The 24,730-nt window shown below is 69.5% G+C and carries 23 protein-coding genes, 1 tRNA gene and 1 pseudogene; 13 read left to right on the top strand and 12 right to left on the bottom strand.

The window, feature by feature from the left end; genetic code table 11:
• Nucleotides 1-7: 7 nt before the first annotated feature.
• From Ani05nite_RS15845 to Ani05nite_RS41060, 3 genes and pseudogenes are all read right to left on the bottom strand, one after another.
• Nucleotides 8-766, bottom strand: coding sequence for a hypothetical protein (locus tag Ani05nite_RS15845; protein ID WP_203769059.1), 759 nt, complete (start codon nt 764-766; stop codon nt 8-10).
• 169 nt (nt 767-935) lie between these two features.
• A complete protein-coding gene (locus tag Ani05nite_RS15840; protein WP_203769058.1) occupies nt 936-2,219 on the bottom strand; it encodes an AAA family ATPase in 1,284 nt (427 codons plus the stop codon).
• Between the two features lie 174 nt (nt 2,220-2,393).
• Nucleotides 2,394-2,618, bottom strand: a pseudogene (locus tag Ani05nite_RS41060) (GntR family transcriptional regulator); the annotation flags it as partial.
• On the opposite strand from Ani05nite_RS41060, the gene Ani05nite_RS15835 reads away from it, so the two are divergent.
• The 3 genes from Ani05nite_RS15835 to Ani05nite_RS15825 all read left to right on the top strand — a co-directional run bounded on the left by Ani05nite_RS15835 (nt 2,578) and on the right by Ani05nite_RS15825 (nt 5,093).
• The gene (locus tag Ani05nite_RS15835) at nt 2,578-3,144 is read left to right on the top strand and encodes a DUF3987 domain-containing protein (protein WP_239130026.1); all 567 of its coding nucleotides are present in this window, start codon (nt 2,578-2,580) and stop codon (nt 3,142-3,144) included. The pseudogene Ani05nite_RS41060 and the gene Ani05nite_RS15835 sit on opposite strands and share 41 nt — an antisense overlap.
• A 327-nt stretch (nt 3,145-3,471) precedes the next feature.
• The gene (locus Ani05nite_RS15830) at nt 3,472-3,660 is read left to right on the top strand and encodes a helix-turn-helix transcriptional regulator (RefSeq protein ID WP_239130022.1); all 189 of its coding nucleotides are present in this window, start codon (nt 3,472-3,474) and stop codon (nt 3,658-3,660) included.
• Complete coding sequence (locus Ani05nite_RS15825) at nt 3,657-5,093, top strand: tyrosine-type recombinase/integrase (RefSeq protein ID WP_307836704.1); 1,437 nt, start codon at nt 3,657-3,659, stop codon at nt 5,091-5,093. Before Ani05nite_RS15830 ends, Ani05nite_RS15825 begins: the two co-directional genes overlap by 4 nt.
• Before the next feature lie 105 nt (nt 5,094-5,198).
• Here Ani05nite_RS15825 and Ani05nite_RS15820 read toward each other — a convergent pair.
• Nucleotides 5,199-5,286, bottom strand: a tRNA-Ser gene (locus tag Ani05nite_RS15820).
• Between the two features lie 236 nt (nt 5,287-5,522).
• On the opposite strand from Ani05nite_RS15820, the gene Ani05nite_RS15815 reads away from it, so the two are divergent.
• Both Ani05nite_RS15815 and Ani05nite_RS15810 read left to right on the top strand, forming a co-directional pair.
• A complete protein-coding gene (locus Ani05nite_RS15815) occupies nt 5,523-7,385 on the top strand; it encodes a ricin-type beta-trefoil lectin domain protein (protein ID WP_203769052.1) in 1,863 nt (620 codons plus the stop codon).
• 108 nt (nt 7,386-7,493) lie between these two features.
• Entirely contained in the window at nt 7,494-8,468 is a 975-nt protein-coding gene (locus Ani05nite_RS15810; protein WP_203769051.1) for an NAD(P)H-quinone oxidoreductase, read from the top strand.
• A gap of 357 nt (nt 8,469-8,825) precedes the next feature.
• Here Ani05nite_RS15810 and Ani05nite_RS15805 read toward each other — a convergent pair whose 3' ends face one another.
• Together Ani05nite_RS15805 and soxR are read right to left on the bottom strand one after the other, a co-directional pair.
• A complete protein-coding gene (locus Ani05nite_RS15805) occupies nt 8,826-9,425 on the bottom strand; it encodes a hypothetical protein (protein WP_203769050.1) in 600 nt (199 codons plus the stop codon).
• A gap of 683 nt (nt 9,426-10,108) precedes the next feature.
• The gene (gene soxR, locus Ani05nite_RS15800; RefSeq protein WP_203769049.1) at nt 10,109-10,534 is read right to left on the bottom strand and encodes a redox-sensitive transcriptional activator SoxR; all 426 of its coding nucleotides are present in this window, start codon (nt 10,532-10,534) and stop codon (nt 10,109-10,111) included.
• Between the two features lie 85 nt (nt 10,535-10,619).
• Between soxR and Ani05nite_RS15795 the strand changes: the two genes are divergently transcribed.
• The 3 genes from Ani05nite_RS15795 to Ani05nite_RS15785 all read left to right on the top strand — a co-directional run bounded on the left by Ani05nite_RS15795 (nt 10,620) and on the right by Ani05nite_RS15785 (nt 12,536).
• Nucleotides 10,620-11,153 carry an NADPH-dependent FMN reductase gene (locus tag Ani05nite_RS15795; RefSeq protein ID WP_239130019.1) on the top strand — a complete coding sequence of 178 codons (534 nt, stop codon included), beginning with the start codon at nt 10,620-10,622 and terminating at the stop codon, nt 11,151-11,153.
• 89 nt (nt 11,154-11,242) lie between these two features.
• Nucleotides 11,243-12,034, top strand: coding sequence for a TIGR02452 family protein (locus Ani05nite_RS15790; protein WP_203769047.1), 792 nt, complete (start codon nt 11,243-11,245; stop codon nt 12,032-12,034).
• Between the two features lie 40 nt (nt 12,035-12,074).
• Nucleotides 12,075-12,536: a DUF427 domain-containing protein gene (locus Ani05nite_RS15785; RefSeq protein WP_203769046.1), complete on the top strand. Its 462-nt coding sequence runs from the start codon at nt 12,075-12,077 to the stop codon at nt 12,534-12,536.
• Here Ani05nite_RS15785 and Ani05nite_RS15780 read toward each other — a convergent pair.
• On the bottom strand, nt 12,505-13,716 hold the full coding sequence (locus tag Ani05nite_RS15780; RefSeq protein ID WP_203769160.1) for an RNA polymerase sigma factor: 1,212 nt from the start codon (nt 13,714-13,716) through the stop codon (nt 12,505-12,507). The two genes, Ani05nite_RS15785 and Ani05nite_RS15780, sit on opposite strands and share 32 nt — an antisense overlap.
• The gene (locus Ani05nite_RS15775; RefSeq protein ID WP_203769044.1) at nt 13,704-14,045 is read right to left on the bottom strand and encodes a YciI family protein; all 342 of its coding nucleotides are present in this window, start codon (nt 14,043-14,045) and stop codon (nt 13,704-13,706) included. The genes Ani05nite_RS15780 and Ani05nite_RS15775 overlap by 13 nt, the downstream gene beginning before the upstream one ends.
• A 305-nt stretch (nt 14,046-14,350) precedes the next feature.
• Here Ani05nite_RS15775 and Ani05nite_RS41860 point away from each other — a divergent pair, with 305 nt between their 5' ends.
• On the top strand, nt 14,351-15,100 hold the full coding sequence (locus Ani05nite_RS41860; RefSeq protein ID WP_275410554.1) for a C40 family peptidase: 750 nt from the start codon (nt 14,351-14,353) through the stop codon (nt 15,098-15,100).
• A gap of 42 nt (nt 15,101-15,142) precedes the next feature.
• Complete coding sequence (locus tag Ani05nite_RS15765; RefSeq protein WP_203769042.1) at nt 15,143-15,784, top strand: GNAT family N-acetyltransferase; 642 nt, start codon at nt 15,143-15,145, stop codon at nt 15,782-15,784.
• A gap of 7 nt (nt 15,785-15,791) precedes the next feature.
• Here the strand turns inward: Ani05nite_RS15765 and Ani05nite_RS15760 are convergent, their stop codons facing one another.
• Nucleotides 15,792-16,994 carry a GAF domain-containing sensor histidine kinase gene (locus Ani05nite_RS15760; RefSeq protein WP_203769040.1) on the bottom strand — a complete coding sequence of 401 codons (1,203 nt, stop codon included), beginning with the start codon at nt 16,992-16,994 and terminating at the stop codon, nt 15,792-15,794.
• Between the two features lie 351 nt (nt 16,995-17,345).
• Here Ani05nite_RS15760 and Ani05nite_RS15755 point away from each other — a divergent pair, with 351 nt between their 5' ends.
• Nucleotides 17,346-17,876 carry a YbhB/YbcL family Raf kinase inhibitor-like protein gene (locus tag Ani05nite_RS15755; protein ID WP_203769038.1) on the top strand — a complete coding sequence of 177 codons (531 nt, stop codon included), beginning with the start codon at nt 17,346-17,348 and terminating at the stop codon, nt 17,874-17,876.
• 61 nt (nt 17,877-17,937) lie between these two features.
• On the opposite strand, the gene Ani05nite_RS15750 is transcribed toward Ani05nite_RS15755, so the two are convergent.
• Nucleotides 17,938-18,651 carry a class I SAM-dependent methyltransferase gene (locus tag Ani05nite_RS15750; protein ID WP_203769036.1) on the bottom strand — a complete coding sequence of 238 codons (714 nt, stop codon included), beginning with the start codon at nt 18,649-18,651 and terminating at the stop codon, nt 17,938-17,940.
• A gap of 265 nt (nt 18,652-18,916) precedes the next feature.
• Here Ani05nite_RS15750 and Ani05nite_RS15745 point away from each other — a divergent pair, with 265 nt between their 5' ends.
• Nucleotides 18,917-20,893: a DUF6311 domain-containing protein gene (locus Ani05nite_RS15745; protein ID WP_203769035.1), complete on the top strand. Its 1,977-nt coding sequence runs from the start codon at nt 18,917-18,919 to the stop codon at nt 20,891-20,893.
• A gap of 18 nt (nt 20,894-20,911) precedes the next feature.
• Here Ani05nite_RS15745 and Ani05nite_RS15740 read toward each other — a convergent pair whose 3' ends face one another.
• Nucleotides 20,912-21,628, bottom strand: a complete 717-nt coding sequence (locus Ani05nite_RS15740) for a hypothetical protein (RefSeq protein WP_203769157.1) — start codon at nt 21,626-21,628, stop codon at nt 20,912-20,914.
• A 399-nt stretch (nt 21,629-22,027) separates the two neighbouring features.
• Between Ani05nite_RS15740 and Ani05nite_RS15735 the strand changes: the two genes are divergently transcribed.
• Nucleotides 22,028-23,590: a peptide deformylase gene (locus tag Ani05nite_RS15735; protein ID WP_203769033.1), complete on the top strand. Its 1,563-nt coding sequence runs from the start codon at nt 22,028-22,030 to the stop codon at nt 23,588-23,590.
• Here Ani05nite_RS15735 and Ani05nite_RS15730 read toward each other — a convergent pair.
• Entirely contained in the window at nt 23,587-24,696 is a 1,110-nt protein-coding gene (locus tag Ani05nite_RS15730; protein WP_203769031.1) for a globin domain-containing protein, read from the bottom strand. The two genes, Ani05nite_RS15735 and Ani05nite_RS15730, sit on opposite strands and share 4 nt — an antisense overlap.
• Nucleotides 24,697-24,730 lie beyond the last annotated feature (34 nt).

Raw genomic sequence — 24,730 nt, 5'->3', positions numbered from 1 at the left:
CTCTCTCCTATACCAAGCTCTCAATGCGCATGAGCATCTCTTCGAGCTCCTGCTCAACGCCCAGTGCTGCTAAGTCGGATTGTTTCAGGCGGGCACGATTTTCATACATAGCGGCAAGGACTTTACGTCCGAACCCGCCGCGCAACCGAAGCAACGTTGGCATGTCGATCGTAGAGAAGAGTTCCGTTTGCTCTGCCCTAATTCTCGGGGGACTCGCAACAGGGCCGAATCCGAATTTCATATCGTAATAGCCTCTTTGGCTGGGGGTAAGGCTTTTCAGCGCCTCCAGCTTCTTGGATGTTTCCGCAGGCTTTCCAATCAGAGCAAGGATCCGGCTCGGAACGTAGTTCTCGGCTTCGCGAAGCTCTAGCACGTGTACCGAAATTCCGAGGGCAGTCAGCCGCTCAGCTTTCACATGATTATTGGTGCGGTCTGAGGGAGTCCAACGGTCACTATCTAAGAGGGCAGCTATTCGTGAAAGTCTACGAAAGGTGAGGAGCTCATTCTTGGCCACAAGTTCCAGACGCTCACCGCCGGCATGGCGGATCACTAGCCATCCTCGGTCGATTGCATCAATGAGTCGGGTGTGGCCGAGTGCGCTAGCGACACTCTTGACGAAGCAGCCGTCATTCTCTTGATCTTCAACAACTAGAACTGCTGGTTGACAAAGGTCATCTGCGGCGTCTTCCAAATCTTCGGCACTTACTTGCACCGCGTCCGCTGAATTGCTCCCCCATACGGAGCTTACAATTGCCTTCTCGCCCAACTGAGCAATAGTACTCGCCATGCTCGACGCTTCGCGCTCTAGGTATCCGTACGCGGCCTCAATTATCTCCGTGGTTGCCGCCCAGTCGTGTCGTTCGGTCGTGAAGCAGTTTAGGATATTCAGAAGAGGTCTGAGAGCCGTGGCTTCAGCAAAAACGTCGGGAGTGAGACTAACGCGCATTGGACTTCAGCCTCGAAATCTGAGCACTGGCTAGGGCCTTGGTTTCCTGATAGTCCTCAGAGAAGACCCCGTCCGGCCAATAGTCCAAACCGCCGTCTTGGCTGATATTGATCCTTCGTGTACTACTAGCGCCGCCATTGCTCTCCACAAAGTACACGGCAATGTTCGCAGGATCCGCCGTTCCCTCAGCAATCCTCCGACGAAGTCGTAGTAGGATCGTCTCACTGTGTGTCTCGATTAGGAATCGTTGGCGGCTCACCGACGAGGCACGCAGGTACAGGTCGGCAAGTGCAGCGTGCGCCGCGGGGTGAAGGTGCAGTTCCGGCTGCTCGACTATTTCAAGAACAGGATCTGCCGACGGATACAGAACGTCAAGCGCGCGTTGAACAAAGATCGGCAGCGCCTGAGCAACGCCCGTGCCGGTATCAGCAAGATTGATTGCCAGAGTATTATCCATCTGCGATCGGAGGACGATGTTAAAAACGCCTCCTCGCGCCAAGATATCAACGTCCCAGCCCGGCAAACTGTCTTTCAGTTCGCGATTGATTTGGCGAAGCAACTTGCCCTGATTCCGAGTCAAGTCCAAAGAAAGAACGCCAGCAGTATGCTCGCCACTATGGCCAACGTTATTCGGCATCCGTGCAGGGGACCGATAATACCGCGCCGGCCTGTCCCGGAAGGGTCCAAGATAACGCACTTCTCCGAACCCAGCACGGATTGCGCTCGCCATCGAAAGAAGAGCTCGATCGCGCTCGCCATTCGCTGGGTCTCCGACGATCGCGGACGGCAATAGCCCTTCAAACGTTACCCTAACATCGCGTTCGGTCAGGCCGTCGCTTTCGACGACATAGCGGAGGTCGCTTAGATTGCCGTCCGGTTGCCAGCGAAGGCAAAAGCTCCTGCCTTCACTCGATATGGTCAGCTCGCTTACAACCTGCTGCCGGTATTCATCGATGTTTTGCACAGTGGCGGACATTGCTAATTCCGTTGACTCGGGATTAGCCACTCTTGCATCGAGTTGCAGGCTGCCATGTGGCCGACCGCCATACAGCAAGTCGGTGAAGGAATCGACAACATCCTCGCCAAGCAAATCGAGGTCGAGGGGCGAAGGTGAGTCAGTCCTGATACCGGTCGAAAGCACAAGAGGGGTCCGTACGAGCGCGCTCTTGCCCGAGTTGTTGCGTCCGAGGACAACGGTGATTGGTCGCAGCTCGATATCCTGGCGCTCGACGAAGCATCTATAGTTGGCGAGTCCCATGCCGATCAGTGCCATGTTGAACACAGTAGCGTTCTGCCTGCATGGCGTCCGCCTAGTGCCGTTGCGACCTGGACTGCGGAGGAGCCGGGCATCCTAGCGGCAAGCCGCCCACCATCGTCTAGTGCTCGGACGGTTGGGGTCTTCCATGCCGTTGGGACCGGATACACGGCCCGTGACGAAGGGACCGTGCGGCGATGCCCGGTGCATCCGGACTTCTACGGTGGTGGAGCGGACCAGGCCGAGGTCGCCCAGCTCGGCAACCTGGTCGATGATGCCGTCTGCGGCGCGGCGGGTGATTCGCTCGGCGCGTTCCCGTACGGCCGGATCGTCGGCCTGGGTCTCGGCGCGTGCGGGCAGCGCCATCGGCGCTGTCATGTCGGAGATCAGTACCCGTACAGCGATCGTTTCGGGCGAACGCCAGGTGGAGCCTCGGCTGCGGCCCGGCGCGGCGTGGTCGCACATCGTGGATTGGGGATCGAAGTACGTCGGGGCTGTTGTGCGGATCGCTGGGCTGTTGCACCTGGCCGAACACCTGCACGACGGATGGGGCCAGCCCATCGACGCCGACACCATCGAGCGGGCGGCGTTGATCGGGGACTACTACGCCGCGCACGCCCTGGCCGCGTTCGACGACATGAGCGCCGACCAGTCGACCCGCAATGCCCGGACGATCCTGGCGTGGATCGAGCGCACCGGATCGAGCGCGTTCACCAAACGCGAGGTGTTCCGGGCGCTCAAGTCCTCCCAGCTGCCCACCGCCGCCGACTTCGACCCGCCGCTGTCGGTGCTCGAAGCCCACGGCTACCTGCGCCAGCTCGACCCGCCCGCACCGAAACGGGCCGGAGGCCGACCACCGTCGCCCAGCTTCCTGGTCCACCCGGAAGTGCACCGGCCCGCCGCCAGCGTGCACCCGATTACCGCCGTTCGGAGGTCGGCGTGATGGCCCTGCCAGAACTGCCACAACCGCCACAACCCTCCCATCCGCCGAGGTTCTGGCAGTTGTGGCAGTTCTGGCACGCCCCTTCCGGCGGGTCGCACCCACCCGGTCGACGCAACGCCGATCCGCTCAGAGCCACACAGCCACTCCGGGCTATGCCTTGATACCGGGGGTATTTCGGATCAAGCGGCTACGACGCTCTCAACGGGCCCGTAGGAGCCCTTCCCCCGGCCATCGGCCCGGACCGTCCATCGAGGACATCGAAGCGCTGAAAACCCGTCACCGCAACGCTGACCACCCCGCATGACCCGCCTAGGGAGGCCGGACCCGATGGCTCGCAACTTTCTGACCCTGACTGACTTTCTCGCTGAGCTGGAGGTGCCTAAGTCGACGTTCTTCCGCTGGAAGGCCCTCGGCCAGGCACCCAAGACCTACAAGCTTCCCAACGGGCAGCTCCGCATCCGCCGCACCGACTTTGACGCCTGGTTGTCGAGCCGTGAGGAGCCGCAAGCCGCATGAACACCACCTATGACGTGCGCGTATGGGCCATCCGCGAGCACAAGGGCAAGGACCGCAAGACCGGCAAGCCGCGCAGCACCTACCGGGTCCGGTGGATGGTGGCGGGCGAGGAATTCGGCGAGACGTTCCAAACCAGGGCACTCGCCGAGAGCTTCCGGTCGAGGCTGATCACCGCGCAGCGGGAGGGCATCGCATTCGACGTGGTGAGCGGCCTGCCAGAGCCGATGGCGCGCGAACTGGACACGAAATCCTGGTATGACCATGCCGTCGCGTTCGTGGACATGAAGTGGTCCCGGGCCGCGCCGAAGCAGCGCAAGAGCATCGCCGAGTCTCTGGCCAACGTCACCGTTGCCCTGCTCGCGACGGACAGAGGTGCGCCGTCGGCGGACGAGATCCGGCAGGCCCTCTACAAGTGGTCCTTCAACCGCACGCGGCGCGAGGAAGGGCCGCCGCCGGACGACATGGCCGCCACGGTGAAATGGCTATCGGCTCACACCGTGAAGCTGACGGACCTCACCGATGCCGCCCTGATCCGTAAGGCGCTCGATACGCTCGCCCTCCGCATCGACGGCAAGGGAGCAGCGGCGAACACGATTGCCCGCAAACGTGCCGTCTTCTACGGCGCGCTTCGATACGCCGTGGAGCTTCGGCTACTCGAAGCGCATCCGATGGACTTCGTGCAGTGGGCCGCCCCCAAATCTACCGAGGAGGTTGACCGGAGGTCTGTGATCAGCCCGGCTCAAGCGCTGGTCCTGCTCGCCGCGATCAGCGTGAAGTCTCCACGGTTGGTGGCGTTCTTCGCCTGCATGTACTACTCGGCGCTTCGGCCGGCCGAAGCGCTGCACCTGCGCGAAGAGGAATGTGACCTGCCTGAGTCCGGGTGGGGCGTTCTGCGGCTGACCGGATCGACACAACATGTGGGGAGGACTTGGGGCGACGACAGCACGGACTTGCGAGAGGACCGCGAACTCAAGCACCGGGCGAAGACGGCCACGCGAATCGTCCCCGCCCCTCCGATTCTCGTTCGGGCGCTTCGGTGGCACCTCGCGGAGTTCGGCGCGGCGCCGGACGGCCGGCTGTTCGCTCGGCAGGGTTACGGGGGCGGTCCTGTCTCGAAGGAGACGTACTCGCGAGTCTGGCGGCAGGCACGCAAGGATGCCCTCACTCCCGCGCAACAGCGGTCCCCGCTCGGCAAGGTGCCCTATCAGCTGCGGCACGCCGCCGTGTCCCTCTGGCTCAACGTGGGAGTACCCGCTACCCAGGTGGCGGAGTGGGCGGGTCACAGCGTGCACACGTGCTTCTCAAGGTCTACGCCAAGTGCATCGACGGCCAGGACGAAGCGGCGCGCCGCCGGATCGCCGAGGCCCTGGAGGCGGAGGAGGACGAGGGGTAGGCCCGCCGGAACTTTGCCGCGTATTTGCCGTGACCAGTGAGCTGGAGCTAGATCATCTGAGACTAAGTGAGACTCGCCCATCGATGGGAAAGGCCCCACCGTCCTGCGTAACCGCAGGTCAGTGGGGCCTTTTCCGTGCTTGGAGCGGAGGGCGTGGGATTCGAACCCACGGAGACGCGTAACGCCTCACCGGTTTTCAAGACCGGCGCCATCGGCCACTAGGCGAGCCCTCCCGTACGGCGCACCCAGTCTGCCAGATCCCGTCCCGGCGTCCCGGAACGGACCGCGGCCCTGGCGTGCCGGACTTGCCAAAAACTTAAATTAAGCCATGTAACAGCGGCCCGAGCTGCTGAAACATGCCCCTTGACCTGGGCATCCACGGTTGACACGACATCGAGCGGCGTGGTTATTGTTCGCTGCCTTACCTATCCCGGCCAGGCCCCCACCTCCGGTCAAGGGAGTCCCCGTCATGTCCGTCCCCAGAAGAACCAGAAGAACCGCGCTGGCCGCCGCCGTCGTGCTCGCGGCCGGCGCCGGCATCGTGCTCGCCCCGAGCGCGTTCGCCGCCAACGAGCAGGTGTCCGTCTACCTCACCACCACCAGCGACAGCGGCGGGCGCGCCGTCACCCGCGGCCTGCAGCCGCAGACGCCGGTCAGCTTCGCCTCCGGCACCGGCAGCGCCAACCAGACCGTCACCGTCAACGAGAACACCACGTACCAGCAGTTCGAGGGCGCCGGTGCTTCGTTCACCGACACCGCGGCCTGGCTCATCAACGGCAGCGGGGCGCTCTCCGCCGCGACCCGCAACGACGTGATGACCAAGCTGTTCAGCCCGACCGCCGGCATCGGGGTCAGCGCCACCCGCAACGTCCTGGGCTCGTCGGACCTGGCCCGGTCCAGCTACTCGTACGACGGCACGTGCTGCGACCTCAACGACTTCAGCCTGGCCCGCGACGTCGACGTGATGGCGCTGACCAAGCAGGCCCGCAGCCTCAACCCCAACCTGTTCGTGATGGCGTCCCCGTGGTCGGCGCCGTCGTGGATGAAGGACAACAACAGCTACGACCAGGGCTACCTCAAGGCCGAGTACTACAAGGCGTACGCGCAGTACTTCGTCAAGTACATCCAGGGGTATCAGGCTCAGGGCGTACCCATCAAATACGTGACCGAGCAGAACGAACCCGGCTGCTGTCCCGGTTACCCCTCCATGCAGTGGAGCGTCTCCGGCCTGCAGTCGTTCGCCAAGAACGACCTGCTGCCGGCCCTGCAGGCGGCCGGGCTGAGCACCAAGCTGCTGGTGCACGACTGGAACTACAGCGACTACGACACCTGGGGCGCGCCGCTGGTCAACGACGCGACCATCCGCAACCACCCGAACTTCGGCGGGGTGGGCTGGCACGGTTACGGCGGCGATCCGGGCAAGGCTTCCACGGTACGCAACCAGTACCCGGCCATGAACCAGTACTTCACCGAGCACTCCGGTGGCACCTGGGTCGGCAACCAGCAGGCCGAGGACATGAACAACCTGATCGACTACACCCGCAACTGGGCCCGCTCGTGGACCAAGTGGAGCCTCGCCGTGGACCAGAACATGGGCCCGCACAACGGCGGCTGCGGCACCTGCACCGGGCTGGTCACCGTGCACAACGGCGACGGCCGCAGCGGGCAGGTCGACTACACGATCGAGTACTACACGATGGGTCATCTGACCAAGTTCGTGAAGCCGGGGGCGGTGCGGATCGACTCGACCGCCAACGCCACCGTCAAGAACGTCGCCTGGAAGAACCCCGACGGGTCCAAGGCGCTGATCGCGTACAACACCAGCGGCAGCGCGCAGACGGTCAAGGTCAACTGGGGCGGCCAGTCCTTCGTGTACAGCCTGCCGACCAGGACCTCGGCGACCTTCACCTGGGGCGGGACGCAGAGCGGGGGTACGCCGCCCGCGTCGCGTACCGGCGCGATCACCGGTCTCGGCGGCAAGTGCCTGGACGTGACCGACGGCTCCACCGCCAACGGCAACCTCCCGCAGCTGTGGTCGTGCACCGGTGGCCCGAACCAGACCTGGACGGTCGGCGCCGACAACACGGTCCGCGGCCTCGGCAAGTGCCTGGACGTGTCGAACAACGCGACGGCCGACGGCGCCGCCGTGCACCTGTGGGACTGCCTGGACACGGTGGCCAGCCAGAAGTGGACAGCGAGCAACGGCACGCTGGTCAACCCGGCCTCCGGCAAGTGTCTCGACGTCAAGGACAACAACACCGCGGACGGCGCCAAGCTGCAGATCTGGACCTGCACCGGGGCCGCCAACCAGCGGTGGACCTTGCCGGCATAAGCGCGGCCCGCCGGGGTAAGACCCGGCAACGGAGGCCCGCGGGTGGCGGTGGGCGCTACCCGCGGGCTTCTCCGTTTTTTGTCGTACGGCTCGGGCAAGCTGTCAGTCATGCACGCGATCACGATCGACCAGCCCGGCGGCCCGGAAGCGCTCGTCTGGACCGAGGTGCCCGACCCGGTCCCGGGCGCCGGCGAGGTGGTCGTCGAGGTGACCGCCGCGGCGGTCAACCGCGCCGACGTGATGCAGCGCCAGGGCCACTACCCTCCCCCGCCCGGCGCGCCGCCCTATCCGGGCCTCGAGTGCTCGGGCGTGATCACCGCGGTCGGCGACGGCGTGACCGGCCACCACGTCGGCGAGCGGGTGTGCGCCCTGCTGGCCGGCGGCGGCTACGCCGAGCAGGTGGCGGTGCCGGCCGGCCAGCTCCTGCCGATCCCGCAGCAGATGTCGGTGCAGGAGGCCGCGGCCCTGCCCGAGGTCGCCTGCACGGTCTGGTCGAACGTGGTCGACATCGCCCGGCTCCGCAAGGGCAGGACGCTGCTGGTGCACGGCGGAGGCGGCGGCATCGGCACCTTCGCGATCCAGCTCGGCAAGGCCCTCGGCGCCACGGTCATGACCACCGCCCGCGAGTCCAAGCACGCCCAGCTCCGCGCGCTCGGCGCCGACCTGACGATCGACTACACGGCGGCCGACTTCGTCGCGGAGACGCAGCGGTTCACCGACGGCCGGGGCGCCGACGTCATCCTCGACATCATGGGCGCGAAATACCTCGACCGGAACGTGGCCGCGCTGGCCCCCGACGGCCACCTCGTGATCATCGGCCTGCAGGGCGGCCGCCGCGGCGAGCTCGACCTGGGCGCCCTGATGGCCAAGCGCGCGTCAGTGTCGGCGACGACCCTTCGCGCCCGCACGGCGGCCGACAAGGCCCGGGTGGTGCGGGGCGTCCGCGACCAGGTGTGGCCGCTGGTCGACGCGGGAACGATCCGGCCGGTCATCGACCGCACGATCCCGATGGCGCAGGCGGCGGAGGCGCACCGGCTGATGGAGAGCAGCGACCACCTGGGCAAGATCCTGCTCCTGCCCTGACCCTCGCCGGCCCGGCCCTCTCCCTACCCGGCCTACGCCCGGTTCGGCCTCCGCCCGGTTTGGCCTCCGCCCGGTTTGGCCTCCGGGACCCGGCCGGTGCTCGGCTCGGCTCGCGCCGGGTTGGGCCTCCGGGCCCGGGCCGCGTTCGGCTCGGCTCGGCCCGCGCGGGTTCGGCCTCCGGGCCCGGGCCGCGATCGGCTCGGCTCGGCGCGCGCGGGTTCGGCCTCCGCGCTCGGCTCGGCCCCCGCGCTCGGCTCGGCCCCCGCTCGGCTCGGCCCGCGCGCCCGGCCCGGCCGCCCACGCCCGGCTCGGCCCCACGCCCGGCCCCGGGCCGGCCCCGGCTCGGAGAAGTGCGGATCAGACCTGGAAGACGGTGATGCCCGAGAAGACGCGGACCCGCCACGTGCAGTCGGCCGAGGTGGTGACCCGGAAGGATCCCCGCCGGCCGCCCGCGTGACCGGCCAAGGTCAGAGCGCCGGCCGGCTGGGCGCCGTGCACGTATTCGCTGCCGCCGCCCCGGGCGGTCCAGGACAGGTGGATGAACGGGGAGCCGGTTGCCGGGCAGGTCCAGTTCACGACGGCCTTGTATTCCGGGGTCGGGATCCGGAGCGCCGGGCTCTGCCACGAGGGGGTCTGGGCCGACCATCCGGCGATCTCCCGCGAGCGGCGCTGGAACACCTGCACCGTGTCCAGCCGGGCCGCGTTACGACGGCTCGCCGACCCGGCGAAGACCGCCTTCCACGTGCCGGTGGTCTGTGCGACGACGCGGCGGCGGAAGTCCCCGGCGTCCGTCGTCGTCGCGGAGCCCTGATAGGTGTAGGAGTTCGCCGGCGCCGTGGCCGGGTGGAAGTAGAAGTCCACTGTGGTCTGGTTGCCGCGGGCGGTTCGCCACACCCGGCCGGTCAGGGTGATGGTCGCGCCCTTGACGACCGGCTCGGGACCGGCGTCGAAGCTCATTCTCACCGCCGCCGTGCCGATTGGAGCGGCGGGCGCACCGGCCGGGCGCGACGGGCTGGCTTGCCCGGTCGGAGCGGCCGGGCTACTCGGAGCGGCCGGGCTGCTCGGAGCGGCTGCGAGGCCGCTTTGCCCGGTCGAAGCCGAAGCCGAAGCCGGACCGGCCGACGCAGCCGGATCAGCCGACGCAGCCGGATCAGCCGACGCAGCCGGACTGGCCGACGCAGCCGGACTGGCCGACGCAGCCGGACCGGTCGATGTGGCCGGACTGGCCGACGCAGCCGGACCGGTCGATGTGGCCGGATCAACCGACGTGGCGGGACCGGCCGACGTGGCCGGACCAGCCGAAGCAGTCGGCGTGGAAGATGCGACCGGATGAGGCCTCCCCACCGCACCACCCACCGGCGCAGCCGGCTCGGCCGCACCCGCTGGGCCGGCCCAGTTCGCTGCCGGGTTGACCTCCGCACCGGCATCACCAGTCCGGGCGAAACCCGCCTCCAGCGGCAGCGCGAAGGCGGCAACGACCAGGGCGCCGAGCACAAAGGCGGGACGACGAAGCATGGAAGGGAACTACCTCTCGATGACTTAAGGGGATATGCCCCACTTTGCCACCTCGGTGTCGCTGAGGCGCGCGCCGCGCCCGCAAGCAACCGCCGGTCCGTCCGGCCCGCCGGCGGGGGGAGCGGTCAGATGAGCCGGCGCGGTCCCGGCCCCTGCCGCCCCAGCTCGTCGTTCGGATTGATCAGCGGGCACCGGTCGATCGACATGCACCCGCATCCGACGCAGCCGGTGAAGTCGCTGCGCAGCTGCTCCAGATGGCGCATCCGCCGGTCCAGCTCCTCCTGCCAGCAGCGCGACACCCGGGCCCAGTCCTCGCGGGTCGGGGTGCGGCTGTCCGGCAGCAGCGCCAGCACCGCGCGCACCTCCTTCAGCGGAATGCCCACCCGCTGCGCGATCCGGATGAACGCCACCCGCCGGAGCGCGTCGCGCCGGTACCGTCGCTGGTTCCCGGCCGTGCGCCGGCTGGTGATCAGGCCCTGGCGTTCGAAGAAGTGCAGGGCCGACACCCGTACCCCGCTGCGGGCGGCCAGTTCGCCGACGCTCAGTTCCATGGGTCCGTCCCCCATCCTCGGCTTGACCTCAACATTAGTTGGGGTTTTAGCGTCGGCCGTCACCGCACCGACCGAGGAGAACACCGTGCCCGTACCACCGCTCCGCGTAGCCGTCATCGTCGCCAGCACCCGGGAAGGGCGCTTCGGGCCGACCGTCGCCGCCTGGTTCGCCGGGGAGGCGCGCCGCCGTGCCGACCTGGACGTCCAGGTCGTCGACCTGGCCGACGCCGCCACTGTCACTGCGAGGCTGGGCGCCGCCGACGCCTTCGTCGTCGTCACCCCCGAGTACAACCACAGCTATCCCGCACCGCTCAAGGCCGTCATCGACGGCCACTTCCGCGAGTGGCTCGCCAAACCCGTCGGCTTCGTCTCGTACGGCGGGCTGTCGGGCGGCCTGCGCGCGGTCGAGCATCTGCGCCCCGTCTTCGCCGAGCTGCACGCCGTCACGGTCCGTGACACGGTCAGCTTCCACGGCGGGCGGAGCTGCTTCGGGCCGGACGGCTTGCCGCTCGATCCCGAGGTGCCCGGCGCCGCCGCCCAGCTGCTGCTGGACCGCCTGGCCTGGTGGGGCCTCACGCTGCGCGACGCCCACGAGGCCCGCCCGTACGTGACGGCCTGACGTGCGGATCCCGGGAGGGTGGGCCGCGGGATGACGGCGGCGTAACTCCGGTGACCGCGGGCGCCCGGGCGACCATGATGGACTACATCATGAGCGAACGACTGCGGGCCATCGCCCGGGAGACCGTGGCCATCACCGAGCGTGGCTGGTATCACGACCCGGGCGGGACCGAGGTGCGCATCGACGTCGCGCCCGCGGTCGCCGGCACCCGGCTGCACCTGCCCACGGAGGAGCTGCCCGCCGGTGACGCCGGGCCGGCCGGGCTCGTCGAGGTCACGGGCGAGTCCACGCTGGCCGCGGCGCGACGCCTCGGCGGTGATGTCGCGGCGCTGGTCTTCGCCTCGGCCCGCAGCCCGGGCGGCGGCTTCCTCAACGGCGCGCAGGCCCAGGAGGAGAGCATCGCCCGCAGCTCGGGACTGTATCCGTGCCTGCGCGCCGCCGGTGAGTTCTACACGTTCCACCGGTCGCACGCCGAGCTCACCTACTCCGACCGGGTCATCTACTCACCGGGCGTACCCGTCTTCCGGGACGATCGGGCGGCGCTGCTCACGCAGCCGTACCCGGTCTCGTTCCTGACCGCGGCCGCGCCCAACCTGGGCGCGATCCGCCGCAATCAGCCGGACCGGGCCGCCGGGGTGCCCGAGGTGCTGCGCCGTCGCGCGGCGCGGATCCTGGCCGTCGCGGCCGCGCACGGCCATCGCCGGCTGGTGCTCGGCGCGTGGGGGTGCGGGGTGTTCGGCAACGACCCCACCACGGTCGCGGAGGCCTTCGCCGCCGCGCTGGCCGGGCAGCCCATGGTGCACGTGGTGTTCGCCGTGCTGGGCCCGAACCGCGCCGAGTTCGCGGCTGTTCTGGCCGGCGCCGGCGGCGCCGCGCGCTGACGACCCGGGGTTCCCCAGGTGAGCGACGTACCGTGACGAGGTGGAATCCGTCTGGGACTACCCGCGGCCGCCGCGGCTCGAGCGCAGCGCCGCCCGCATCACCGTCGTGCACGCCGGGGTGACTCTGGTCGACAGCGACCGCTGCTGGCGGGTGCTGGAGACGTCGCACCCGCCCGTCTACTACGTGCCGTTCGACGACGTCGCCCCCGGCGTGCTGGAGCGGGCCCGCGGCCACTCGTTCTGCGAGTTCAAGGGCACCGCCGGCTACTGGGACCTGGTCGTCGGCGGCACCCGGGTGCCCGACGCCGCCTGGTCCTACGCCGTGCCGGAGCCCGCCTACGCCGAGCTGGCCGGGGCCGTCGCGTTCTACCCGAGCCGGGTGGACGAGTGCCGGGTCGACGGCGAGCTGGTCCGGGCGCAGGAGGGTGACTTCTACGGGGGGTGGATCACCAAGGACATCACCGGGCCGTTCAAGGGCGGTCCGGGAACCCGGGGCTGGTGAGGTCCCCGGCCCGTCGCAGGAACGCCCGCTCGGCCGCGTTGCCGGTCAGCCCGGCCGCCCGGGCGTAGGCCGCCTTCGCCTCCGCGTCGCGGCCCAGACGGCGCAGCAGGTCCGCCCGGATCGCGTGGAAAAGGTGATAGCGGTCCAGGTTCAGGGCCTCCACCAGGGGCAGCGCCGCGGCCGGGCCGGACACCTCGGCCACCGCCACCGCGCGGTTCAGGGCCACCACCGGGGTCGGCGTGCAGGTCATGAGCTGGTCGTAGAGCTCCACGATGGCCGGCCAGTCGGTCGCGGCCACGGTGGGCGCGGCGCTGTGCACGGCGTTGATCGCGGCCTGGAGCTGGTACGGGCCCGGCTGCCCGCGCCGTACGCAGGCCCGCACGATCTGCTGCCCCTCGGCGATCAGCGCGGCGTCCCACCGGGAGCGGTCCTGATCGGCCAGTCGGACCAGCGTCCCGTCCACTGTGGTGCGGGCCGGACGCCGGGCCAGAATGAGCAGCTGCAACGCCAGCAGCCCCTGCACCTCGGGCTCCTCGGGCATCAGCCGAACCAGCATCCGGGTGAGCCGGACGGCCTCGGCGCACAGGTCGTCGCGGGTCAGGGTGGGGCCGCCGCTGGCCGCGTACCCCTCGTTGAAGATCAGGTAGAGCACGGCCAGGACCGACCGCAGCCGGCCCGGCAGCTCGTCGTCGCCGGGCACCCGGAACGGGATGCCCGCGTCCCGGATCTTGCCCTTGGCCCGGACGATGCGCTGGGCCATGGTCGGCTCCGGCACCAGGAACGCGCGGGCGATCTCGGACGTGCTCAGCCCGCCCAGCAGCCGCAGCGTGAGCGCGATCCGGGCGGTGGGGGCGAGGGCCGGATGGCAGCAGGTGAAGATCAGCCGGAGCTGGTCGGTGCGCTCCCGCGCCGGCGAGTCCGGGACCAGCAGCGCCGCCTCGGCCTCCTTGGCGGCCCGGGCGGACTCGCGCCGCAGCCGGTCCACGGCCCGGTTGCGGGCCGTGGTGATGATCCAGCCGGCCGGGCTCGGCGGGACGCCCTCGGCCGGCCACTTCGCACTGGCCACGGTGAACGCGTCCTGCACCGCTTCCTCGGCGAGATCGAGGTCGCCGAGGAAGCGGGTCAGGACGGCGACCGCGCGGCCGTATTCCGCCCGGAAGACGTCGCTCAATCCGCGAATGGCCGCACCTCCACGGGCAGAGTCGTGACCGCCGCCATGCGCTGGGCCCACTTCAGCGCGGCGTCGAGGTCGGCGGCGGTGACGACCGTGAAACCGCCGAGGAATTCTTTGCTCTCCAGGAAGGGCCCGTCGGTCAGCACGGCGTCGGCCCCGCTGACCCGCACCACGGTAGCGGTGCTGGGCGGGCACAGCGGCGCGGCGAACACGAACGCGCCGGTGTCCTTCAGCTCCTGCTGAAGTGCCTCGAGCTGGTGCATCATCGGTTCCAGAACCTCCGGCCCGGGCGGCGGGCCGTCCGGCTGGAAGATGCTGATCAGGTACGTCTTCATGTTTGCTCCACTGCTCGGGATCGCTACGGATACACGAACGGGTCACGCTCGGATCGACACTCCGGGGGCACTTTTTTTCGATTCTCCGCAACGCGACCGTGATTGTGTGTTGGCATGGTCGACGGAATTACCAATATCGCCTGGGTTCCCATTGTCACCGTTTGCGCGGTCGACTTCCGGCACGGCGGCACCACCCGTCGCAACGGAATTGGGATTCGCGTGAGAGCCCCGGGCCGAACTCGGAGGCTTCGCTGTCCCGTCCGTCCACCGGCCGCGTCCTGGCCGCCGGCGCCCTCGCGCTCGCCGTGAGCTCGCCGGTTCTCGAATCCGTCGAACCTCCCCTGGAAAGCCTGCCGGCCGCCGCGCCGGCCGCCGCGCCCGCCGTGGTGGACCCACAGCCGGCCCTGCTGGCCCGGACCGCACTGCGAGCGTCGCGCTCGGCCGTGCGCCGGTCCACCGCGCGGCCGGTTGCCGTGGCAGTGCGGGCGGCGCAGCGCTCCGCCCAGCGGGAGACCCAGAAAATCGCGACGTTACGCCGGGCCGCGCAGGCCCGCCGGGTCGCTGAGGTCAGGGCCGCCGCGCAACGCCGCGTCGCCGTGCGACGCGCGGTTGCCGCCCGCCGGGCCGCGGCCGAGCGGGGGTCCGCGGTCGGGGCCCGGACCCGGTCGGCTGTCCGGCACCGGGCGGTGCCCAAGCGCCGTACGGTGACCCGGGTGCGCACGTCGATGCGGATGTCGTCGGTCATCGCGTTCGCCCGGTCGCAGGTCGGCAAGACCTATCGGCGCGGCGCGGAGGGGCCGCACGCGTTCGACTGCTCGGGCTTCACCAAGCGGGCGTACGCGCTGGCCGGGCTCCGGTTGCCGCACTCCTCGGGGGCTCAGGCGGCCCGCGCCCGTACCGTCTCGCGGTCCGCCGCCCGGCCGGGTGACCTGGTCGTCGGGCCGGGGCACGTGGGCATCTACATGGGCGGCGGCATGATGATCGACGCCGGGAACCCGCGGACCGGTGTCGTCTACCGCCCGCTCTACGCGGGTCTGCACATCGAGCGGTTCTGAGGGGTTGGCGCGGGCCGGTGCCCGGCGGCGAGAATCCTTCGCATGATCGCTGAGCACTGGCCGCTGTTCGGGCTGCGGCTGCGGACGCCGCGGCTCGAACTGCGCGTTCCGGACCTGACCGACCTGGCCGGGCTCGCGCAGGTCGCGGCGGCCGGGGTGCACGACCCCGGCGTCATGCCGTTCGTGGTGCCGTGGACCGATCGCCCTCCGGGCGAGGTGGCCCGCGGCACCCTGCAGTTCCACTGGCGGATGTGGGGCCAGTGGGCGCCCGACGACTGGGCGCTGCACCTGGTGGCGGTGCACGACGGCCAGGTGATCGGCACCCAGGGCGTCGACGCCCGGCGGTTCGCCGTCCTGCGCGAGGTGGGTACGGGCTCCTGGCTGGGCCGCGAGCACCACAGCCGGGGCTTCGGCACCGAGATGCGCGCGGCCGTGCTGGCGCTGGCGTTCGCCGGGCTGGACGCCCAGTGGGCAATCTCCGAGGCGTTCGCGGACAACGCCGCGTCGTACGGCGTCTCGCGCAAGCTCGGTTACGCCGACGACGGCATCGCCCGGCACGTCGTCCGCGGCGAGGCGGTGGTGGGCCGCCGGTTGCGCCTCGACCGGGCCGGCTGGGCGGCGAACCGCACGATCGACGTCCGGATCGAGGGGCTGGAGCCCTGCCTGCCCCTGTTCGGCTGCTGAGGCCGGGTCAGGGCCGCGGCAGGGTGATCCGGACCGTGGTGCCCACGCCCGGCTCGCTGTCCAGGTGGATGCTGCCGTGGTGGGCCTCGATGATCAGGTTGACGATCGACAGCCCGACCCCGGAACCGGCCGCCGCCATCCGGTCGGCGGCCGCGCTGCGGAAGAAGCGGTCGAAGACGTGCGGCAGCTCCGCCGCGGGGATGCCCATCCCGGTGTCGATGATGAGCAGCTCCGGCTCGGCGCCGGCCGTGGTCCGGATGATGATCTCGCCGCCCGGCGCGGTGAACTTGATCGCGTTGACGACCAGGTGGTTCAGCGCCTGACCGAGGCGGCGCGAGTCGCCCCGGGCGGGCACCGGGTGATCCACGAGGTTGTGCAGCGCCACGTCGCGGTGCTCGGCCAGCGGCCGGCAGGCCGTGCTGACCTGGTGGACCAGCTCAGCCAGGTCCAGCTCCACGAGGTCCAGCCGGATCCCGCCGTCGCTGAGCCGGGACACCGTGAGCAGGTCGTCGATGAGCCGCAGCAGCCGGTCGGAGTTGCGCTGGATGACCGACAGGAAGCGCTGCGACGTCTCGGGCTCGAAGCCGTCGGACTGGAGCATCTCCAGGTAGCCGCGGATCGAGGTCAGCGGCGTCCGCAGCTCGTGACTCACCCCGGCCAGGAACGAGTCCTTCATCCGGTCGAGCTGGCGCATCCGGTCGGCGATGTCCCCGGCGTGCTGGGCGTAGCGGCGCAGCTCGAGCTGGACGGAGGCGTGCCGGGCCAGGCAGCGCAGGGCGCGGCGCTGGGCCTCGGTGAGCTCGCGGGGGACGTGGTCGACGACGCACACGGTGCCGACGGCGTGGGTGCCGTCGAGCAGGACCGGGGCGCCCGCGTAGAACCGGAACTTGTGGTCGCCGGTGACCAGCGGGTTGTCGGCGAACCGGCGGTCGGCGCCGGCGTCGGGCACCTCCAGGACGTCGTGCTGGTGGATCGCGTGGGCGCACAGCGAGTCGTCCCGGTGCGTCCCGTCGAGCTCCAGCCCGACCTTGGCCTTGAACCACTGCCGGTCGGCGTCGACCATGGTGACCAGGCTGATCGGGGTGCCGCAGATCTCCGAGGCCAGCAGGGCGATGTCGTCGAAGTCGTCCTCCGGCAGGGTGTCGAGCACCTTGGCCTCGTGCAGCGCGGCCAGGCGAGCCTCTTCGTCGGTCGGGAGAGGGGCTCTCACGCCTCGATGCTCTCACCGCGCGCCCGGTGTCCGTGGTGATTCGCGGCGCAACCTCCGCAGACAGCAGTCGGCACCCGTCGCGAGGGCGGGTGCCGACTTGCTGGCCGCCGTGCGGCGACCGATCGCCACCGAGCACGGGGATCTCTGCCCTACGTACCCGGTCGGATGTCTGACACCACTATCACCGCGCGCAACCCCGACCACGCGCACCACCTGTGCGTTTCCTGAAAAGGAGCACAGCGGCGACGGCGCGAAAGATGTGTGACACCTCACCCGGTTACTGTCGGCAGACGGGGGAAGTTCTCGAACCGGCGCCATCGCGGTGCCGACGACGTGGAAGGACTACCGAGCATGAGCCTGGAGCGAGCCCCAGCGCCGGATCCTTACGACCTCCTGCCGCCGGTCCCGGCCTTCACGCTGACCAGCGCGGACGTGACCGACGGCCAACCGCTCGACGAGCTGTACGCCCACACCAGCGTGGGCGGCAAGAACCTTTCCCCGCAGCTGTCCTGGTCCGGCTTCCCCGCGGAGACGCGGGGCTTCGTCGTGACCTGCTTCGACCCGGACGCGCCGACGGGCAGCGGCTTCTGGCACTGGGTGGCGGTCAACCTGCCGGTCTCGGTGACCGAGCTCGACCGCGGTGTCGACCCGCTGCCGGAGGACGCGTTCTCCGTCCGCAACGACTACGGCGACACCGGCTACGGCGGCGCGGCGCCCCCGCCCGGCGACCGGCCGCACCGGTACGTCTTCGCGGTGCACGCCCTGGACGTCGACCGGCTCGAGGTGGGCGCGGACGCCACCCCGGCCTACGTCGGCTTCAACCTGGCCTTCCACACGTTGGCCCGGGCGACGATCCGGCCCACGTACCAGGTCAGGGGCTGACCCACTGACGACGAAGCCCGCCGGATCGCGGATCCGGCGGGCCTGCGTGCGGGGGTCGGGATCAGCCGGGAACCTTCGCGACCACGAAGACCGACTGGCCGAACGGCGGCTTCACGATGCTCTCGGCGGCCTTGGTGACCGGCAGCACGATGCTGTCGTAGACCTTGACCATCGGGCCCTCCTTGGGGGCCAGCTTGAAGATGCTCGTCGCGCCGTAGTAGCCGATCAGGCCCAGGGCGTTCGCGTAGTGCAGCTTCTCGATGGTGAGGCCGGCCTCGGTCATGGCGGCGCGCATCGTCTTCTTGGTGTAGCGGCGGATGTGCCCGGTCGCGATGTCGACCTGGCTCATCGCGAACATGAAGGCCGGCACGATCAGGATGATCCGGCCACCCGGGCGGACCAGCTCGGCCATGCTGCGCAGCGCGCCGACGTGGTCCTCGATGTGCTCGAGGACGTTGTACGAGACGGCGGCGCTGTACTCGCCGTTCGCGTCGGCGGAGGGCAGCAGCATCTGCCGCACGTCGATGTTGTCGTGGTCGGCCAGGCGCTCCTTGAGCTGCACCAGCCGGTCGGGGTCGGCCTCGGTGGCGGTGAAGCGGGGCAGGTGCTCCGCCCACTCCAGCGCGTAGTCGCCCAGGCCACTGCCGATCTCGATCGGGTTGTCGCCCAGGTACGGGAGGGCGAGCTCCACGAACCACCGGCGGTGGTTCACGGCCGTGGCGAGGCCTTCGAGCACTTCGGACTGGATCCGCTGGTCTCCAGTGATGTCTGCCATAAGTAAGGTTCCCTCGTCTTGCCGATCCGAGCTGACAGCGGGACCGGAAGAGTTAACCATCCGCTGCGCGCAACCGAAAGTTGAGCGGGGGCCGCCCGCTCGGTTTTTGCCTGATTGAGACATTGACCCGTGGGTACCCACCTGTCTTACCCATCATGCACCGTCGGCGCCAGGCAGCGGTAATACGCGCTTAGATATCGGCTCGATCACGCCTGCGCTGCCCGTCACAACACTGTTACCAACCTCGGTTAGGCTCGCCGATGCTATGACGATTACGGGTATTGACTCGACAGGCCAGTCGGCCGGCGGGAACGTTCTGCCGCCCGACCCCGCCGCCGACGCCGACGACCTGGACGCCGAGCTGCGCGCGCTGGAAAGCCTGCAGACCGAAGTCGTCACGGCGCCGATCGCGGTCGTACCCGCTGCTGACGCCGCACCCGAGCGCCAGGCCGAGCCGGCGCCCCGGCCGCGGTGGTGGCGCTCTCTCACCTGGCGAGATGTTCTCGCAATAGTCACCTTCATTGCGGTAGCGCTCTTCGTCACCGCCCCGTTGTGGCTCAATCTTGATCATGAGTTGCGCGATGATCCCCAGGATCAGGCATTCTTTGAGTGGATGTTGGCGCACGGTGCCCGCGTGCTCACTGATGGCGTTTATCCGTTCTTCTCGGATCGCATGAATTACCCCGATGGGGTGAACATGATGGCCAACACGTCGGTGTTGGCCGTCTCGCTGCCGATGACGCCCATCACTGCCATGTTCGGCCCGCATGTGGCGTTCAACGCGTTTCTTACGCTGGCCTTGGCAGTCACCGGCGTTTCGTGGTATTTCGTGCTGTCCCGCCAGTTCGTCGCCTCGCGACTGGCGGCCTGGGTCGGCGCGCTGTTCGCCACCTTCGCGCCGAGCATGATCTCGCACGCCGGCGGGCACCCGAACATCGTCTCGCAGTTCCTGGTGCCGCTGATCATCTGGCGCACGCTGGCGCTGCGCGCACCCGGCCGGGCCGCCCGCAACGGGCTGCTGCTGGCCGGGCTGCTGGTCTGGCAGGCGTTCATCAACCTCGAGATCCTCTTCATGACCGCGGTCGGGCTGGGGATCTTCTGCACGGTGATGGCGATCTCGCGGCGCCGGCGCCGGCCGGGGGAGATCACGTCCTTCCTGCGCGGGCTCGGCGTGGCCGCCGCGGTGACGCTGGCCGTGTTGGCGTACCCGCTCTGCGTGCAGTTCTTCGGGCCGCAGAGCTATCACGGGCTGCCCGAGTTCGTCCGGTACTTCGGCGCCGACCTGGGCTCCTTCACCGCGTACGCCCAGCGCTCGGTGGCCGGCAACAGTGTCACCGCGGGCCGCCTGGCCCAGAACGCCGCCGAGGAGAACGCGTTCTTCGGCTGGGGCCTGGTCATCCTCTTCTTCGGCCTGGTGACCTGGATGCGCCGCAACGTGGCCATCGTCACGCTGGCCGGCGTCGCCCTGTTCTTCGGTGCGATGTCGCTCGGCCCGCGCATCCGGCTCAATGGCGTCGACACCGGCGTCCCCGGCCTCTGGTCGTTGCTGCACAGCGTCCCGGTCCTCAACTCGGCCGTGCCGACCCGCTGGGCCCTGGCGATCGCGCCGATCGTCGCCATCATCCTGGCGTTGGGCTGCCAGCGCGCCTCGGATCTGATGCGCTCCCAGCCGGCCGCGCGCGGCCCGGTCCGGGTGGCGATGATCACCGCGGTGGCCATGGCGCTGGTCCCGCTCGCGCCCACCCCGCTGCGCACCACCCCGATGGACCCGGTGCCGGCGTTCGTCACCTCGGGCGCCTGGAAGCAGTACGTCGACGACCAGCACACCCTGGTCGCGCTGCCGCTGCCGGACAGCTCGTATCCGGACCCGCTGCGCTGGAGCGCCTACACGGGCCAGCAGATGCGGATCGCCAGCGCGTACGCCCTGCTGCCGAACCAGAACCCGCTCGACCCGACGGACCGTTCGGCCCTGTTCGCGCCGCCGTGGCGGCCGACGAGCGGCCTGATGGCGTCGATCAAGCAGGGCAACCCGATCCCGGAGATCACCGAGACCCGTCGCGAGATGACGCTGGCCGACCTGCGCTACTGGAAGGCCGGGGTGGTGGTGCTCACCCCGCAGGTCCGCGACATCGAGATGCTGCGGACCATGACCGAGCTGCTGGGTTTCCGGCCCACCTGGACCGGTGGCGCCTGGATCTGGAACGTCCGGAATCTGGTGGACGCCGAGAAGGTGGAGCAGTAGCCGGGCCGTACCGCCGGGCTACTTGATGCAGCAGCCGACGCAGACCTTCGGCTTGGGCAGGGTGAAGGCGAGGCAGCAGGTCTTGCGCTGCACGTCCAGCCGTCCGGTGCGGTCCGGGACCAGCTCGATCAGGTCCTCGACGCCCAGCGTGCCGAGCAGCGTCGCGATCGTCTCCGCCGACGAGCCCGGCAGCACGTCGGCCGAGCGGAGCACCGCGTAGGCCACCCCGGACGACAGCGAGCCCAGCAGCGTCCGCTGGCCCAGCCGGACCTTGGCGTGGATCGCGTCCAGCAGCGGCGTCAGGTGCTCGTCCAGCAGCGACCGGCGCAGCTCCTCGAGCAGCGCCGTCTCGTCGGCCACGACCTTGACCTGGGCGAGGCCGCTGACCGCGAGCGGGTCGGACGGCAGCACCGCCACCGTGATGTCCCGGTGCAGGCCCAGCGTCACCAGCGGCCGCGGGTCGTTGAAGTGCATCAGCACGTCGGTGCCGGTGAGCAGCGGCACCCGGCGCGCCGAGGCCCAGCCCAGCACGGCCGGCAGCGCCAGCCAGTACGTGTAGGCCTTCCAGGCCAGCGCGGCGGCGGCGTGCGGCTGGGCCTGCCAGCGTTCGCGGGAGGAGTTCAGCAGGGTGTCCAGGCTCGCGCCGGTCAGGTCGGCGGCCGGCAGCCAGCCGGTCGGGTCCTGGACCGTGAGGTCCGGCGCCAGGCCGGGCAGCTCGGTGCTGGTGCCGAACATGGCCCGCAGTGTCGCGGTCACCGGCGCGAGGGGCTGCGCGGCGTAGGCGGAGTGATCGGCGAGGACACGATCCAGCGCGGTGGTCACCCTCGGGTGCCGCTCAGGCGCCGGCAACGCGGCTTCGTCCGCTGGATCACCACTGTCACCTCGCCACGCTTCGCCGGTCAGGACTGCCCACCATACCTTGTTAAGGCTAACCTAACCACGCCAGCAAAACCCTCCCATACCCGGCCCCGGACAGGTGTTCCTGAGGGTAAATACCCCCAGCAAGGGTGACCTAACCGAGCGTTGCGCCGTTGCCGGTTTCGTCAAGGTATCTGTCGGCAACGCGCTACTAGCCCCATGCGGACACCGGAAGACATGGACACTGAAATTCCTGTCGCAAAGGGGACATCCGTGATGACCACCTCGCCTGTCGAGAGGGCTGCCGACCGCTTCGTTTCGGCGCTGGCGCAATGGCGGGTCGAACGCGGGATGACGAAGAAGCAACTCGCCGCGCGCATGGGGTTCGATCCGTCGTACGTGAGCCACGTCGAGGGCCGCCGGCACAAGCCGACCGAGGACTTCGCCCGCCGCGCGGAGGCGGTGCTGGCCGCCGGCGGCGCGATCTGGCACAGCTTCCAGGAGTACGACGAATTGCGGCACGCCCGCGGCCCCGTGCTGCACCGCGACCCGCCCGTGCCCGCCCAGTGGATGCCGCCCGGCACCGGCCTCATCGTCGAGCAGGAAGTGGCCGAGCTCACGTACACCGAGGGGGCGTACCGGTGCGTGATCCGGCGGGCCCTCTACAACGCCGGGGTCGAGCCGGTCACCCGGTACCTGGTCAAGATCGCGGTCGACCGCTACCCGCACGACCCGCAGGGCTCCAACCGCCACCACCGGCAGCACCCGCTGAGCTTCGAGGAGATGGACCTGCGCGCCGTGGCCGGCGAGGGCGCGGCCCGGGAGCCGATGCAGTGGCGGCTCAAGCTGGACCGCGACGCCGCCAAGGAGGTCTGGCTGCTCTTCGCCAACGACCAGGGCCAGTTCCCGCTCTACCCGGGCGAGCGCACCAGCATCGAGTACGCGTACACCGTCGGCGAGGAGAAGTGGGGGCAGTGGTTCCAGCGGGCCGTCCGCCTGCCCACCCGCAACCTCACCGTACGGCTGAACTTCCCCGTCGAGTTCGAGCCGCAGGTCTGGGGCGTCGAGACCTCGCTGGCGGCCGAGGTGCCCGTGCGTACCCCCCTCGAGCGCCACAACGACGCGCGCCGCGCGGTCTTCGAATGGTCGACCGACGCGCCGCTGCTCAACGCCCGCTACCGCCTGGAGTGGCGGTTCCGCGGCCAGTCCGCACCGACCACCCCGGACGAAGGAGTCCCCCGGCCCCGGGTCAACGGCCAGGAGCGCAGCACCAACGGCCACGAGCTGAGAGCGAGCCAGCGGATGCGGGGAATCGGCATCGTGCAGCGCGGCGCGGATCTGCTGCGCCAGCGCTCCCGGCACTTCCAACTCCCCCGGGAGGAGCAGGCCGCCCGCGACGCGGTCGCCGGCCTGCGCACCACCCTCGACCGGCTCGAGGCTCTGCACGACTTCAGCAAGGGGGTCGGGCTGGCCGCGCCGCAGATCGGCCTGGCGGTTGCCGCCGCCGTGGTACGCCCACCTGAGCGCGGCGCGGAGCCGGTGGTCCTGCTGAACCCGCGGGTCGTCGACGAGTCGAGCGAGACCGACGAGCAGTACGAGGGCTGTCTCTCCTTCTTCGACTACCGCGGCCTGGTGGTCCGGCCGCTGCGCGTCGACGTGGAGCACGCCCGGTTCGACGGCACCCGGGTGATCACCTCCTTCGAGCAGGCCATGGCCCGGCTGGTCAGCCACGAGATCGATCACCTCGAGGGGCGCCTGTACGTGGACCGGATGGCCGCGGGCGCCAATCTGGTGCCGGTCGAGGAGTACAGCCAGGCCGGGAAGCCGTGGAGTTACTAGTCGCCGAAGCTGTCGTACTTGATGCGTACGGACGGGACCTGGAGCTCGGCCAGGGTCCTCATGGTCGCCTTGACCATCTGGCCGGAGCCCGAGACGAAGAAGTCGTGCTCGTTCCACGGGCCGTAGCGGGCCACGACGTCGGAGATGTTGCCCTGTTCACCGGGGAAGGTCGGGTCGTCGCTGCACGCGGTCACCACGGACAGCCAGGGGTAGCGGGCGGCGAGCCGGTTCAGCTCGGCCAGGTCGTAGAGGTCGTCGCGGGTGCGGGCGCCGAAGAAGACGTGCACCCAGCGGGTCCGGTTGTAGCGGGTCAGCTCCTCGAGCAGGGACTTGACCGGGGCCAGGCCGGTACCGCCGGCCACGAAGACGGCGTCCCGGGTGGAGCGGCGGTCCAGGTTCATCGCGCCCATCGGCGCGGCCAGCCGGATCATGTCACCCACCTCCAGCCGGCGGACCAGCGCGCTGGAGACCCAGCCCGCGCCCACCGCCCGGACGTGGAACTCGATGGTGTTGTCGCGCCGGGGCGCGTTGGCCGGCGAATAGGTCCGCCACAGCCGGGGCTGGAAGCGCGGACATTCCAGGCTCAGGTACTGGCCGGCGCGGTACTCCAGCGGCTGCATGGGCAGGACCGTGAAGACGGCGATGTCGGACGCGCGGCGTTCGTGCGACACGACCTCGGCATACCAGTACGGCGGGTTGGTGTCCGCCTCCGCGCCGGCGAGCATCTTGGCCGCGATCACCGCGTACGCGTCGGCCCACGCCTGGTCGTACTCGACGCCCCACTGCTCGCCCGCGAACTGCCGCATCGCCTCGATCAGAGCGCCACCGACGACCTCGTAGTGCGCCGGTTCCACGTGGAACTTGCGGTGATCACGGCCCAGCCCCCGCAGGTAGTCGTCGAACTTCTCCGGATCCTCCAGCGTCTGGACGGCGGTCACGATGGCGTTGAGCAGTCGGGAGCGCTGGATGTCCATGTGCACGGGGAACAGGTCCCGCAGATCCGGGTGCGAGAGGAAGATCCGCGCGTAGAAGTAGCCGGCAACCTTGTCCTGATGCTCCTCGACGAGGCTCCAACTCTCCTTGAGCAAACGAGCGAGGTCTCCCATGCCCTTCAGCCTGAGCACAACGGCCGGTTACGCA

The sequence above is a fragment of the Actinoplanes nipponensis genome (genome assembly GCF_016862275.1).
GTDB lineage: Bacteria > Actinomycetota > Actinomycetes > Mycobacteriales > Micromonosporaceae > Actinoplanes > Actinoplanes nipponensis.
This window is presented reverse-complemented; position numbering and strand designations above follow the sequence as displayed.

Excerpts from the sequence above, each read along its gene's own strand:
- Ani05nite_RS15840 (WP_203769058.1), bottom strand. The coding sequence starts at position 2,219 with ATGGCACTGATCGGCATGGGACTCGCCAACTATAGATGCTTCGTCGAG.
- Ani05nite_RS15835 (WP_239130026.1), top strand. The coding sequence starts at position 2,578 with ATGTCGGAGATCAGTACCCGTACAGCGATCGTTTCGGGCGAACGCCAG.
- Ani05nite_RS15830 (WP_239130022.1), top strand. The coding sequence starts at position 3,472 with ATGGCTCGCAACTTTCTGACCCTGACTGACTTTCTCGCTGAGCTGGAG.
- Ani05nite_RS15825 (WP_307836704.1), top strand. The coding sequence starts at position 3,657 with ATGAACACCACCTATGACGTGCGCGTATGGGCCATCCGCGAGCACAAG.
- Ani05nite_RS15815 (WP_203769052.1), top strand. The coding sequence starts at position 5,523 with ATGTCCGTCCCCAGAAGAACCAGAAGAACCGCGCTGGCCGCCGCCGTC.
- Ani05nite_RS15810 (WP_203769051.1), top strand. The coding sequence starts at position 7,494 with ATGCACGCGATCACGATCGACCAGCCCGGCGGCCCGGAAGCGCTCGTC.
- Ani05nite_RS15805 (WP_203769050.1), bottom strand. The coding sequence starts at position 9,425 with ATGAGCTTCGACGCCGGTCCCGAGCCGGTCGTCAAGGGCGCGACCATC.
- soxR (WP_203769049.1), bottom strand. The coding sequence starts at position 10,534 with ATGGAACTGAGCGTCGGCGAACTGGCCGCCCGCAGCGGGGTACGGGTG.
- Ani05nite_RS15790 (WP_203769047.1), top strand. The coding sequence starts at position 11,243 with ATGAGCGAACGACTGCGGGCCATCGCCCGGGAGACCGTGGCCATCACC.
- Ani05nite_RS15775 (WP_203769044.1), bottom strand. The coding sequence starts at position 14,045 with ATGAAGACGTACCTGATCAGCATCTTCCAGCCGGACGGCCCGCCGCCC.
- Ani05nite_RS15765 (WP_203769042.1), top strand. The coding sequence starts at position 15,143 with ATGATCGCTGAGCACTGGCCGCTGTTCGGGCTGCGGCTGCGGACGCCG.
- Ani05nite_RS15755 (WP_203769038.1), top strand. The coding sequence starts at position 17,346 with ATGAGCCTGGAGCGAGCCCCAGCGCCGGATCCTTACGACCTCCTGCCG.
- Ani05nite_RS15750 (WP_203769036.1), bottom strand. The coding sequence starts at position 18,651 with ATGGCAGACATCACTGGAGACCAGCGGATCCAGTCCGAAGTGCTCGAA.
- Ani05nite_RS15745 (WP_203769035.1), top strand. The coding sequence starts at position 18,917 with ATGACGATTACGGGTATTGACTCGACAGGCCAGTCGGCCGGCGGGAAC.
- Ani05nite_RS15740 (WP_203769157.1), bottom strand. The coding sequence starts at position 21,628 with ATGTTCGGCACCAGCACCGAGCTGCCCGGCCTGGCGCCGGACCTCACG.
- Ani05nite_RS15735 (WP_203769033.1), top strand. The coding sequence starts at position 22,028 with ATGACCACCTCGCCTGTCGAGAGGGCTGCCGACCGCTTCGTTTCGGCG.
- Ani05nite_RS15730 (WP_203769031.1), bottom strand. The coding sequence starts at position 24,696 with ATGGGAGACCTCGCTCGTTTGCTCAAGGAGAGTTGGAGCCTCGTCGAG.